A 13,092-nucleotide genomic window follows, 5' to 3' on the forward strand; every position below is an offset into this window, starting at 1 on the left:
TCGCCTAGGGTGAGCGCGTCCCCCGGGCGGCCGTTTACCGCCCGTCGTCGGCGCGACCAACGCGCCCGCAACCCAGGGAGTTGCCCGCCATGACGCGCACCCTTGTCGCAGACCTCCAGTCGTGCCTCGAGCGGACGGTCACCGTCTACGGCTGGGTGAACACGCTGCGGCTGCAGCGGCGCATCCAGTTCGTGCTGGTCCGGGACCACACCGGAATCGTCCAGGTCACCCACCGGCGCGGTGGGGAGGGCGACGTCATCGAGGCCGCCTTCGAGCGGGTGACAGTCGAGTCCGCCGTGAAGATCACCGGCAGGGTGGTCGCCGACCCGCAGGTGAAGCTGGGCGGCCTGGAGATCGTCCCGACCAGTGTGGAGATCGTCTCGCTCGCCGAGCCGAAGCTGCCGATCGGCGAGCGGACCGGCATCGACCAGCGCCTGGACTGGCGGTTCCTCGACATCCGGCGCCCCGCCCAGCACCTGGTCTTCGACGTCCAGACCACCGTCGAGCAGGCGATGCGCGAGGTGGTCGCCGAGGAGGGGTTCACCGAACTGCACACGCCGAAGCTGATGGGCACGGCCTCCGAGTCGGGCGCCGAGGTGTTCGAGGTCGGGTACTTCGGGCGCACCGCCTACCTCGCCCAATCCCCGCAGTTCTACAAGCAGATGGCGATCGCCGGCGGCATCGACAAGGTCTTCGAGATCGGACCGGTGTTCCGGGCCGAGCCCTCCTTCACCTCCCGGCACGCCACCGAGTTCACCGGCGTCGACGTCGAGATCGCCTGGGTCGACGGCGTCGAGGACGTGATGGCCTTCGAGGAGCGGATGCTGCACCGCGTGCTCACCGCCGTGGCCGCGCGCCACGGCGAGGCGATCGCCGAGCACTTCGGCACCCCGGTGACAGTGCCCGAACTGCCGTTCCCCCGCATCACGATGGCCGACGCCCTGGCCAGGCTCCGGGCCGCCGGCTGGGACCCGGAAGGGGTGAAGGACGACCTCGACCCCGAGGGCGAGCGCGCGCTGTGCGCCCTGATCGCCGAGGAGACCGGGCACGAGTTCGTCTTCGTCACCCGATTCCCGGCCGGCGTACGGCCGTTCTACCACCTACGGCCGGACGGCGACCCGACCGTCACCGAGTCCTTCGACCTGCTCTGGAAGGGCGTGGAGATCACCACCGGCGCCCAGCGTGAGCACCGGTACGACCGGCTGGTCGCCCAGGCCCGCGAGAAGGGCATGGACACCGGCCCGCTCTCCGGCTACCTGGACTGCTTCCGCTACGGCACCCCGCCGCACGGCGGCTTCGGACTCGGGCTCGGCCGGCTGCTCATGCTCGCCCTCGGCCTGCCCTCGATCCGCGAGGCGACCTTCCTCTTCCGGGGGCCGCACCGCCTGGAGCCGTAGCAGCCGTGGGCGGCGTAGGGGCCGTGGGAACCGTAGGGGTCGTGGTTTTTCGGGCGGCTCGGCACAGGAAGTCGGCCGGACCGACTTCCTGTGCCGAAGCCTTGGTTGAGGAGGCAGAACCCGGCGTACAGGCCGTCTGACCTGAGCCGCTGCTCAGTACCCGACGGCCTCGCGCAGCAGGAGGACGGTGCCCGGGGTCATCCGGGTCGGGGCGTTGAGCACCAGGAGCTGGTTGATCGCGCTGGGCTGTCCGTAGGCGGCCTGGGCGCGGGCGGATTCGAGCGGGAGCGCGTGCGTCTCCACGCGGCGCAGGGCGGTGGGCAGGTCGGGGACCACCTTCTGCGCGCCGACGATCCAGATCGCCCGGCCGGCGCCGCCGACGTACGAGGGCAGTTGGCTGCCGGTGCCGGAGGCGACGACGAGTGAACCGGTCTCGGTGACGGCGGCGACGCTGCCGACGACGACCTCCGGGGTGGCGACGATCCGTCGCAGGTCGTCCGCCTCGGCGGCCCGGTCCATGCTCAGCGCACGGACCTTGACGGACCGGTAGCGATCACCGGCGTTGATGTCGCCGTCGATGCCGGACAGCCGGAGGGTCTCGCTGGCGCCGGTGAAGACGCTCGCCCCCTCCGGGATCAGCTCCTCGACCCGGGCACGCGCGGCGGCGGCGTCGTCCAGGACCTCGACGGTGAAGCCGTTCGCCGTCAGTGCGGCGGCCGCCCGCTCCAGGCGGGCGGCGGGTGCCGGGTCGGCGAAGCCGACGGGTGCGGTGGACTGCGGCGCGGAGCCCGTCAGCGGGGTGGTGTCGAGGTAGCGCACCTCGTAGACCCGCTCGGCGATCCGCCAGCCGTCCTCGGTGCGCCGGTAACGGTCGTGGTAGACGGCGTAGTTGAGCCCCTGGATGCCGTTCTTCAGGCGCACGACCTCGTGCATGTAGGCGCGGCCGGTCGCGGTGTCGCCGTCGATCAGGATCGCGCCGGGGTGGGTGGTCTGGATGAAGAAGTCCCACTGTTCCTGGAGCTTCTCGCCGCCGATGCGGATCTGCTCCATGCCGACCAGCTCGATGGGCACGTTGGGCATCCGCAGCGCGCCGTCCGGGGTGAACAGCCGCGAGAGGCGGGAACGGTCGCGCATCATCACCGCGTCGGTGAACTCGCTCTGCAGGGCCTGGATCTCGACCCGGTCGGCGGTCGCCTGGAAGTCGTTCATCGGGTTCCTCCGTCTCCGTTGTTTCGCTCTGCCCGGTATGACAAATCAGCGGTCCGGAATGTGAGGCTGCGGTGAGGACGTCACATTCCGGAGCATCGTCATGTCATATGAGTAAGGAGTCCGACACGACGAAGGCACGACGAAGGCACGACGCAGGCGCGACGAAGGGGTGGGTGGGGACGGGTGCGAGGCGAGGGACCGGGCGCGATCATGAGCGAGCGCCGCCGGTTGATCAATCTGGCGTACCGGCTGCTCGGCTCGCTGGCCGATGCCGAGGACGTGGTGCAGGAGACGTACGCCCGCTGGTACGCGATGCCCCGGCGGGAGCGGGAGGCGATCGCCTCGCCCGGCGGCTGGCTGACGACGGTCGCGAGCCGGATCTGCCTCAACGTCCTTGGCTCGGCCCGGGCGCGGCGGGAGCGCTACGTGGGCGAGTGGATCCCCGAGCCGCTGCCCGAGCGGCGGGAGTGGACGTCCTCCGCGACGGCGACGGCCGGGGCGGCGGACCCGGCGGACCGGATCACCCTGGACGAGTCGGTCAACATGGCCTTCCTCGTCGTCCTGGAGGCCATGACGCCGGCCGAACGCGTCGCCTTCATCCTCCACGACGTCTTCCGGTACCCCTTCGTCGAGGTGGCCGCGATCGTCGGCCGGTCGCCGGCGGCCTGCCGGCAGCTGGCCTCCTCCGCCCGCCGCCGGATCCGTACCGCCCAGGCCCCGGCGGCGCCGACGAGCGCGCAGGCGGGCGTGGTGCGGGAGTTCAAGCGGGCCTGGGAGGCGCGGGACCTGAAGTCGCTGATGGACGTGCTCGACCCCGGGGCCACCGTGGTCGCGGACGGCGGGGGCCTGGTGGGTGCGCTGCTGCGGCCGCTCTCGGGGAACGAGCGGATCGCCCGTGCCTACCTGGAGTTCGCCCGCATCGCGCCCGCCACGACGCTGCTGGAGCGCACCGTCAACGGCCAGCCCGGACTGGTCGCCCAGCAGGACGGCGTCACCGTCACGGTGATCTCGTTCCGGATCGCCGACGGCCGGATCACCCACATCTGGGCGGTGCGCAACCCGGAGAAGCTGCGCCCGTGGACGGACCCGGAGCCGGCGGGCGGAGTCCCGGCCCGGTCGGACTGAGCCCGTGCGGGCGTTCCGGAGTGAGCCCGTGCGGGAGTGAGGTGCGTCATACCGGCCGTCGCGCGCGGGCGGGCAGAGTCTCCCGGGGGCGTGCCGGGTGCGTTCACGCCCGTACGCACACCACCGAGCGCCCGTCTGAGGGCTTGTCGCGGCCAAACCGACCGATAAGGTGTTAATCCAACATTCATCCATGCCGCATAGCCTCCGACGGCTAGCCTCATGCTGAACGCCATCGTCCGACCGGGAGGCGAAACCCCCGTGCAAGGCACTGTCACCACACCAGGCGGCTCCGCGGTGGCCGGGGGCCAGGGCGAGGCGTTCCTGCTCGTCGTGGACGACGAGCCCAACATCCGCGAACTGCTCTCCGCCTCGCTGCGCTTCTCCGGCTTCCGGGTCGCCTCCGCCGCCAGCGGCACCGAGGCGCTCGAACTGATCGCCGCCGAGCGCCCCGACCTGGTCGTGCTCGACGTGATGCTCCCCGACCTCGACGGCTTCACCGTCGTCGAGAAGCTCCGCGAGCGCACCAGCCGCGGTCAGATAGCCGGGCCCGCCCACGGGCACCCCGGCGACCACCTGCCGGTGCTCTTCCTCACGGCCAAGGACGGCGTCGGCGACAAGGTGCAGGGCCTCGCCGCGGGCGCGGACGACTACGTCACCAAGCCGTTCAGCCTGGAGGAGCTGATCGCCCGGATCCGCGCCATCCTGCGCCGGGCCGGCGGGCCCGCCGAGGACGGCCGACTGGTCGTCGCCGACCTCAGCCTCGACCCCGTCGCCCACGAGGTCACCCGCGGCGGCGTCCCCGTCGCGCTCTCCCCGACCGAGTTCAAGCTGCTGCACTACCTGATGGCCAACGTCGGCCGGGTGGTCTCCAAGGCGCAGATCCTCGACCACGTCTGGGCCTACGACTTCGGCGGCGACCTCTCCATCGTGGAGTCGTACATCTCCTACCTGCGCCGCAAGCTCGACTCCGGCCCGGCGCACGGCCCCAAGCTGATCCACACCGTGCGCGGCATCGGCTACGCCCTGCGCCGCCCCCCGCAGGGCTGACCGGTACCGACACGCGTGTTCGCCCGCTTCTCCTCCCGACTGCCGCTGCGCCGACCGTCCCCGCCGAGACCGACGCTGCCACGGCTGTCGCTGCGACGGCTGTCGCTGCGCGCCCGGCTGCTGGTGCTCGCGCTGGTCCTGGTCACCACCGGGCTCGCGGTCAGCGACACCTTCGTGCTCGCCACCGTACGGGCGCAGCTGGTGGAGCAGCTCGACGAACAGCTCCAGCGGTACGGGCTGCCGCTGTCCCGCAAGCCTCCCGCCCGGCTGGCCACGCCCGACCCGGGCCGGCCCGCCGTCACCGGGCGGCGGATCAGCCTGCCCAGCCAGTACCTGGTGCAGTACCTGTCCTCGGACGGCAAGGTCCAGGCGGTCATGCGCCAGCCCGTCGCCGACAGCGACCCGGCGCCGCAGCTCGCCGGGCTGGACCCGGCCCGGACCGCCCCCGACGTCCCCTTCGACCTGCCCGACCAGCGCGGCAACCACGCCTGGCGGGTGCTGGTGCTGCCGCTCCAGGCACCCCGCGCGCCCGCCACCGCCTCCAGCGCGTTCGCCTCCCCGTCGGCCACCCCGACCCACGTCATGGTGGCCGTGTCCCGCGAGGACATCGACGCCACCCTCGGCAAGCTGAGCACCTCCTTCCTCGCCATCGGCGGAGCGGTGCTGGTGCTGATCGCCGCGCTCGGCTTCTTCGCGGTACGGGCCGGGCTGCGGCCGCTGCGGCGGATCGAGGCGGGCGCCGAGCGGATCGCGGCCGGCGAACTGTCGCACCGGATGCCCGAACTCTCCCCGGGCACCGAGGTCGGACGGCTGTCGAACGCGCTCAACGGGATGCTCACCCAGATCGAGGCGGCCTTCGCGGCGCGCGCCGAATCCGAGGCCCGGATGCGGCGGTTCGTCGCCGACGCCTCGCACGAGCTGCGCACCCCGCTGGCCGGGATCCGCGGCTTCGCCGAGCTCTACCGGATGGGCGCGCTGCCCACCGAGGCGGACGTCAAGCGCACCATGACCCGGATCGAGAGCGAGGCCGTTCGGATGGGCGCCCTGGTCGAGGACCTGCTGGTGCTCGCCCGGCTCGACGAGGAGCGCCCGCTCGACCTCGCCCCGATGGACCTGCGCACCCTCGCCGCCGACGCGCTGCACGACCTCACCGCCCTCGACCCGAGCCGCCCGGTCGCGCTCACCGGCCCCGCCGGCACGGGCGCACCCGGCGCGGCGCCCGTCCTCGGAGACGAGGCGCGCCTGCGGCAGGTGGTGACCAACCTGGTCGGCAACGCGGTCAAGCACACCCCGGCCGGCACCCCGGTGCGGATCGGGGTGGGCGCGGCAGCCGACGGGGTCTGCCTGCTGGAGGTCGCCGACGCCGGCCCGGGCCTCACCGAGGAGCAGGCGCAGCGGGTCTTCGACCGCTTCTTCCGGGTCGACGCCTCCCGGAGCCGCGACAACGGCGGCGGCGCCGGACTCGGGCTCGCCATCGCCACCGCCCTCACCCGCGCCCACGGCGGAACCCTCAGCCTGGAGACCGCCCCGGGCGCGGGCGCGACCTTCCGCGTCGAACTCCCGGGCCACACCGACCGGGATTCCTGAGACCTCTGCGGTTCCGGCGTTTCCCGTCCCGAACCCGTCCATCGGGTGAACCGGAAGCCGTTTACCCGGTAGGCCCCTCGGTCGTGCGCGACCGTGCAGCCGTTGCTCGTGCGAGCCCGCACGGGGCGCGCTCGTCTCCACCGCGGGCACCCGGATCCTCGGCCGCGCGCAGGGACGCTCGGTACGACCACGGAGCACCGGCTCGTAGCACGCCCCGCCCGCCTCCGCGAGCGGGGCGTCGGCCTGTCAAGCGCCGGTTCGGCCAAGAGCCGCGTGGCATCCGCCCGGTCGTTCGTTGCCCCGGCTCCGGCGGATCCGCAGACTGTGCGGACCGCGCCGCAAACCGTGACGCATCGCACAGGGCTGTCAACCCCACCCCACCTGCAGTTCCGCCGTAAGGATGGGAGATACTGGGCCTTGTGAACGTGTTCACGTTCACAAGCGGACAAGCTTGTGCGGTTCGGCAGCGGTCTACGGCTAGAGAAGAAGTCTGTCCGGAATGCGCCCGTCAGCACACGGGCAGGTTGGGAGAGAGCGACGTGGAACTGGCAATCGCTCACGAGACCATCGCGCGATGGCAATTCGGCATCACCACCGTGTACCACTTCCTCTTCGTTCCGCTCACGATCAGCCTGGCCGCCGTCGTGGCCGGGCTGGAGACCGCCTGGGTGCGGACGAACAAGGAGAAGTACTTCCACGCGACCAAGTTCTGGGGAAAGCTCTTCCTCATCAACATCGCGATGGGCGTGGTCACCGGCATCGTCCAGGAGTTCCAGTTCGGCATGAACTGGTCCGACTACTCCCGCTTCGTCGGCGACGTCTTCGGCGCCCCGCTCGCGATGGAGGCGCTGATCGCCTTCTTCTTCGAGTCCACCTTCATCGGCCTGTGGATCTTCGGCTGGGACAAGCTGCCGAGGAAGATCCACTGCGCCTGCATGTGGATGGTCGCGCTGGGCACCGTGCTCTCCTCCTACTTCATCCTGGCCGCCAACTCCTGGATGCAGCACCCGGTCGGCTACTCGATCGACCCGGTGACCGGCAAGGCGCAGCTGACCGACATCGCCAAGGTGCTGTTCCAGAACACCACCCTCACCGTCGTCGCCCACACCCTGACCGCCGCCTTCCTCACCGGCGCCGCGTTCATGGTCGGCATCTCCTCCTTCCACCTCTGGAAGACCAAGCGCAAGCCGGAGACCGCCGACCCCAGGAAGACCGCCTCGATGCGCACCTCGCTGCGGCTCGGCCTGGTGCTCGCCGTGGTCTTCGGCGCCGGCACCGCGCTCAGCGGCGACGAGCTGGGCAAGGTCATGTTCGAGCAGCAGCCGATGAAGATGGCCGCCGCCGAGGCGCTGTGGGACACCCAGGCGCCCGCGCCGTTCTCGGTCTTCGCGGTCGGCGACGTCGGCAAGGGCCACAACTCGGTCGCGCTGGAGGTCCCCGGAATACTCTCCTTCCTCGCCCACAGCGACTTCAGCTCCTCCGTGCCCGGCATCAACGACACCGCCGCCGCCGAGGCCGCGCTGCACGGCGGCGACCCCAAGGACTACATCCCGAGCATCTTCGTCACCTACTGGGGCTTCCGCCTCATGATCGGCTTCGGGATGACCTCCTTCCTGGCCGGCCTGATCGGACTCTGGACCACCCGGAAGAAGCTCTTCCTGCGCCCCGAGTTCCGCACCGGCGACACCGAGGTGCCCCGGCTGATGCTCACCCCCAAGCGCGAGCTCAGCCCGCTGCTGACCAGGTGGAGCTGGCGGATCGGCATCCTGACCATGGTCTTCCCGCTGATCGCCAACAGCTTCGGCTGGATCTTCACCGAGATGGGCCGTCAGCCCTGGGCGGTCTTCGGGCTGATGACCACCTCCAGCGCGGTCTCCCCGAACGTCGGTGTCGGCACCCAGATCGGCGCGCTGGCCACCTTCACCACGCTGTACGCGATCCTCGCGGTCGTCGAGGTCCGGCTGCTGGTCAAGTACGCCAAGGCCGGCCCCGTGGTGACCGAGCAGCCGCCCACCGAGGACCCCTCGCTGCGCGGACCGTCCTCGGACGAGGACGCCGACAAGCCGCTCGCCTTCGCGTACTGACCACGGCCGAACCGAGGATCACTGGGGAACTGAGGATCTGACATGCAACTCCACGACGTCTGGTTCGTGCTGATCGCGGTCCTGTGGATCGGCTACTTCTTCCTGGAGGGCTTCGACTTCGGGATCGGCATCCTGACCAAGCCGCTGGCCCGCAACACCGCCGAGCGGCGGGTGCTGATCAACACCATCGGCCCGGTCTGGGACGGCAACGAGGTCTGGCTGCTGACCGCCGCCGGCGCCACCTTCGCCGCCTTCCCGGACTGGTACGCGACGCTCTTCAGCGGCTTCTACCTCCCGCTGCTGGTGATCCTGGTCTGCCTGATCGTCCGCGGCGTGGCCTTCGAGTACCGGGCCAAGCGGGACGGCGCCCGCTGGCAGCGGAACTGGGAGGAGGCCATCTTCTGGTCCTCGCTCCTGCCGGCCTTCCTCTGGGGCGTGGTCTTCGCCGACATCGTGCGCGGCGTGGACATCGACGCGCAGAAGAACTACGTCGGCACCGTCTGGGACCTGCTGAACCCGTACGCGCTGCTCGGCGGCCTGGTGACGCTCGCCCTGTTCACCTTCCACGGCTCGGTGTTCGCCGCGCTCAAGACGGTCGGCGAGATCCGCGAGCGGGCCCGCCGGGCCGCGCTGCGGGCCGGGCTGGCCACCGCCGTGCTCGCGTCCGTCTTCCTGGTCTGGACGCAGGGCCACAGCGGCAACGGCCGCAGCCTGGTCGCCCTGGTGGTGGCCGTGCTCGCCCTGGTCGGCGCCCTGGTCGCCAACCGGCTGGGCCGCGAGGGCTGGGCGTTCGTCCTCTCCGGGGCGACCGTCGTGGCCGCGGTCGCGATGCTCTTCCTGGCGCTCTTCCCGAACGTCATGCCGTCCACCCTGAACGAGGGTTGGAGCCTGACCGTCGGCAACGCGGCCTCCTCGCCGTACACGCTCAAGCTGATGACCGTCGTGGCGGCGGTGTTCACCCCGCTGGTGCTGCTCTACCAGGGCTGGACGTACTGGGTGTTCCGCAAGCGGATCGGCGTCCAGCACATCCCCGGGAACCACGCCCCCGCCGCCCCGGCCGCTCCCGCCGCCCCGCTCGACCGGGCCTGACGCGATGAAGCCGGTCGACCCCCGACTCCTCGGGTACGCCCGCACCACCAGGGCCTTCCTCGCCGGATCCGTGCTCCTCGGCGCGGTCGGCGCGGCCCTGGTGGTCGCCCAGGCGAGTCTGATCGCCGAGATCGTCGTCCGCGCCTTCCAGCGCGGGGCGACGCTCGGCGAGCTGACCACGCCGCTGCTGCTGCTCGCCCTGACGGCCGTCGGGCGAGGGCTGGTCGGCTGGCTCACCGAACTCACCGCGCACCGGTCCGTCGCCCGGGTGAAGTCCACCCTGCGGCGCCGGCTGCTCGACCACGCCACCGCGCTCGGCCCGTCCTACCTGGCGGGCCGGCGCACCGGCGAGCTCACCACCCTCGCCACCCGCGGCATCGACGCGCTGGACGACTACTTCGCCCGGTACCTGCCGCAGCTGGCGCTGGCCGTGGTCGTCCCGGTGATCGTGCTGCTGCGGATCGTCGGCGCCGACTTCACCTCGGCCGCGATCATCGCCGGGACGCTGCCGCTGATCCCGCTGTTCATGGTGCTGATCGGGATGGCCACCCAGGCCCGGATGGACCGGCAGTGGAACACCCTGGCCCGGCTCTCGCACCACTTCCTCGACGTGGTCGCCGGGCTGCCCACCCTCAAGGTGTTCAACCGGGCCCGCTCCCAGGCCGCCACCATCGCCCGGATCACCGCCGACTACCGCCGGGCCACCCTGCGCACCCTGCGGATCGCCTTCATCTCCTCCTTCACCCTGGAACTGCTCTCCACCCTGTCCGTCGCGCTGGTCGCGGTCACCGTCGGCTTCCGGCTGGTGGACGGCACCCTCGACCTGGAGACCGGGCTGCTGGTCCTGGTCCTCGCCCCCGAGGTGTACTTCCCGATCCGCCAGGTCGGCGCGCTCTACCACTCCAGCGTCGAGGGACTGACCGCCGCCGACGAGCTGTTCCGGGTGCTGGAGACCCCGCTGCCCGCCGCCGGGACCGTACCCGCCCCCGCCCTGACCGGCGCCCTGATCACCGCCGAGGGCCTGACCGTACGGCACCCCGGACGCACCGAGCCCGCCCTGGACGGCGCCTCGCTGACCCTGCGTCCGGGCTCCGGCACGGCGCTCACCGGCCCGAGCGGGGCCGGCAAGTCCACCCTGCTCTCCGTCCTGCTCGGCCTCACCGCCCCCGAGACCGGCACCGTCCGGATCACCGCCGCGGACGGCCGCTCGTACGACCTGGCCGACCTGGAGCCGGAGAGCTGGCGGCGGCAGATCGCCTGGGTGCCGCAGCACCCGTACCTGTTCGCCGGGACGGTCGCCGAGAACCTGCGGCTCTACCGGCCCGAGGCCACCGACGAACAGCTGTGGACGGCGCTGGGGGCCGCCGGAGCCCTCGACTTCGTCACCGACCTGGCCGCCGGACTCGGCGAGGACGGCGCCGGGCTCTCCGCCGGGCAGCGCCAGCGCCTCGCGCTCGCCCGGGTGCTGCTCGCCGACGACCGGCCGCTGGTGCTGCTGGACGAGCCGACCGCCAACCTGGACGGCGCCTCCGAAGCGGCTGTCGTGGACGCCGTCCGGGCCCTCGCCGAGGACCCGGCGCGCACCGTGCTGATCGTCGCGCACCGACCGGCGCTGCTGGCGGTCGCGGACGAGCGGGTCCGGTTGGCCCCGCCCCGGCCCGTCGTCGCTGCTCCGGTCGCTCCGCTCGCCCACAGCGGTCGGCCGACCCCCGCCCCCGCCGTACCCGAGGAGCTCGTGCCCGGGACCGGCAGCACGCCCCGGCTGGCCCTGTCCATCCTGCTCGGCGCGCTCGCCCTCGGCTGCGCCGTCGCGCTGATGGCGACTTCCGGCTACCTCATCTCCCGCGCCTCCCAGATGCCGCCGGTGCTCCACCTGATGATGGCCGTCACCTCGGTGCGGGCCTTCGGCATCGGCCGCAGCGTCTTCCGCTACGCCGAACGACTGGTCTCGCACGACGCGGTGCTGCGCACCCTCGGCACCCTGCGAGCCGCCGTCTACCGGCGGCTGAGCGCGCTCGCCCCGGCCGGGCTGCCCGCGTTCCGGCGCGGCGACCTGCTCTCCCGGCTGGTCGCCGACGTGGACGCGATCCAGGACCACTACCTGCGCTGGCGGCTGCCCGCCGCCGTGGCGGGCGTGGTCGCGCTGGCCTCGACGGTGGCGCTGGGAGCCTTCCTGCCCGCCGCCGGGGCGGTGCTCGGCCTCGGGCTGCTGCTCGCGGGCGCGCTGGTGCCCGCGCTGGCCGCCCGGTGGTCGGCCGGCGCCGAGCGGCGGCAGGCCCCGGCGCGCGGGCGCCTGGCCACCGCCGTGGTGGACGCCTTCACCGGCACCGCCGAGCTCACCGTGGCCGGCGCGCTGCCCGCCCGACTGGCCGCCGTCCGCACCGCCGACGCCGCGCTGACCGGATTGGCCGCCCGCTCGGCCACCACCACGGCGCTCGGCACCGGGCTGATCGCGCTGCTCACCGGGCTGACCGTGACCGCCGCGGCGGCCGTCGGCGTCCAGGGGGTGCGCGACGGGGTGCTGGCGCCGGTCTGCCTGGCCGTGGTGGTGCTGACCCCGCTGGCCGCGTTCGAGGCGGTCACCGGGATGCCGCTCGCCGTCCAGGCCCGCCAGCGCAGCCGCGCCGCGCAGGCCCGGCTGGACGAGCTGCTGAACGCCCCGGCGCCGGTCACGGAACCCTCCGAACCCGTGGAGCTGCCCGGACAGCCGCTGCCCGTCGCGGTGCGCGGGCTGACCGCACGGCACCCCGGGCAGGCGGTGGACGCGCTCGCCGGGGTGGACCTTGACCTCGCCGCCGGCCGTCGGATCGCCGTGGTCGGTCCGTCCGGCTCGGGCAAGACCACCCTCGCCCAGGCGCTGCTGCGCTTCCTGGAGCCGAGCGCCGGCGCCGTCACCTTCGCCGACGGTCGTCCACAGGCTGTGGACAGCCGCGCGCTCGCGGGCGAGGACGTCCGCCGGGTGATCGGGCTCTGCGCGCAGGACGCGCACGTGTTCGACAGCTCGCTGCGGGAGAACCTGCGCCTCGCCCGGCCCGGCGCGGGGGAGGACGAGCTGCGCGCCGCACTGGCCGCCGCCCGGCTGCTGGACTGGACGGAGGGCCTGCCGGACGGCCTGGACACCATGGTCGGCGAGCACGGCGCCCGGCTCTCCGGCGGCCAGCGCCAACGGCTGGCGCTCGCCAGGGCGCTGCTGGCCGACTTCCCCGTGCTGATCCTGGACGAGCCCGCCGAGCACCTCGACCTGCCCACCGCCGACGCCCTGACCGCCGACCTGCTGGCCGCCACCGAGGGCCGCACCACCGTGCTGATCACCCACCGGCTGGCCGGGCTGGACGACGCCACGGTGGACGAGGTGCTGGTGCTGGACGGCGGGCGGGTGGCCGAGCGGGGCCGCTGGTCGGAGCTGGTCGGGGACCCGGACGGGCGGCTGCACGCGATGTGGGATCGGGAGCGGGAGGCGGACGGGCTGCTGGAGCCGGTGGCGGGCTGATCCGGCCGACCGCCCGGCCGGCGGTCGCGCGCCGGTCGCGCCGCCGGTCGCGCCACCGGCCCCT

Annotated in this window: 8 protein-coding genes; 7 read left to right on the forward strand and 1 reads right to left on the reverse strand. The window is 72.8% G+C overall.

Annotated features, from left to right (window positions below):
• Positions 1-89: 89 nt before the first annotated feature.
• Complete coding sequence (aspS, locus tag ACZ3TI_RS25435; protein WP_465729920.1) at positions 90-1,397, forward strand: aspartate--tRNA(Asn) ligase; 1,308 nt, start codon at positions 90-92, stop codon at positions 1,395-1,397.
• 153 nt (positions 1,398-1,550) lie between these two features.
• On the opposite strand, the gene ACZ3TI_RS25440 is transcribed toward aspS, so the two are convergent.
• Complete coding sequence (locus ACZ3TI_RS25440; protein WP_465729922.1) at positions 1,551-2,606, reverse strand: LUD domain-containing protein; 1,056 nt, start codon at positions 2,604-2,606, stop codon at positions 1,551-1,553.
• 210 nt (positions 2,607-2,816) lie between these two features.
• Here ACZ3TI_RS25440 and sigJ point away from each other — a divergent pair, with 210 nt between their 5' ends.
• The 6 genes from sigJ (at position 2,817) to cydD (ending at position 13,028) form a co-directional block, all read left to right on the forward strand.
• Positions 2,817-3,731 (forward strand): RNA polymerase sigma factor SigJ, encoded by a 915-nt coding sequence (gene sigJ, locus ACZ3TI_RS25445; RefSeq protein ID WP_465729924.1) that lies wholly within the window; start codon positions 2,817-2,819, stop codon positions 3,729-3,731.
• A gap of 219 nt (positions 3,732-3,950) precedes the next feature.
• Positions 3,951-4,778 (forward strand): response regulator transcription factor, encoded by an 828-nt coding sequence (locus tag ACZ3TI_RS25450; protein WP_465729926.1) that lies wholly within the window; start codon positions 3,951-3,953, stop codon positions 4,776-4,778.
• Between the two features lie 15 nt (positions 4,779-4,793).
• Entirely contained in the window at positions 4,794-6,365 is a 1,572-nt protein-coding gene (locus tag ACZ3TI_RS25455; protein WP_465729928.1) for a sensor histidine kinase, read from the forward strand.
• 539 nt (positions 6,366-6,904) lie between these two features.
• The gene (locus ACZ3TI_RS25460; protein WP_465729930.1) at positions 6,905-8,449 is read left to right on the forward strand and encodes a cytochrome ubiquinol oxidase subunit I; all 1,545 of its coding nucleotides are present in this window, start codon (positions 6,905-6,907) and stop codon (positions 8,447-8,449) included.
• Positions 8,450-8,491: 42 nt separating this feature from the next.
• Positions 8,492-9,538 (forward strand): cytochrome d ubiquinol oxidase subunit II, encoded by a 1,047-nt coding sequence (cydB, locus tag ACZ3TI_RS25465; RefSeq protein WP_465729932.1) that lies wholly within the window; start codon positions 8,492-8,494, stop codon positions 9,536-9,538.
• 4 nt (positions 9,539-9,542) lie between these two features.
• On the forward strand, positions 9,543-13,028 hold the full coding sequence (gene cydD, locus ACZ3TI_RS25470; protein WP_465729934.1) for a thiol reductant ABC exporter subunit CydD: 3,486 nt from the start codon (positions 9,543-9,545) through the stop codon (positions 13,026-13,028).
• Positions 13,029-13,092: the final 64 nt, after the last annotated feature.

Source organism: Kitasatospora sp. NPDC023120, assembly GCF_055560835.1.

Bases quoted from the DNA above. Each gene is read 5' to 3' on its own strand.
- aspS (WP_465729920.1), top strand. From the start codon at position 90: ATGACGCGCACCCTTGTCGCAGACCTCCAGTCGTGCCTCGAGCGGACG.
- ACZ3TI_RS25440 (WP_465729922.1), bottom strand. From the start codon at position 2,606: ATGAACGACTTCCAGGCGACCGCCGACCGGGTCGAGATCCAGGCCCTG.
- sigJ (WP_465729924.1), top strand. From the start codon at position 2,817: ATGAGCGAGCGCCGCCGGTTGATCAATCTGGCGTACCGGCTGCTCGGC.
- ACZ3TI_RS25450 (WP_465729926.1), top strand. From the start codon at position 3,951: ATGCTGAACGCCATCGTCCGACCGGGAGGCGAAACCCCCGTGCAAGGC.
- cydB (WP_465729932.1), top strand. From the start codon at position 8,492: ATGCAACTCCACGACGTCTGGTTCGTGCTGATCGCGGTCCTGTGGATC.
- cydD (WP_465729934.1), top strand. From the start codon at position 9,543: ATGAAGCCGGTCGACCCCCGACTCCTCGGGTACGCCCGCACCACCAGG.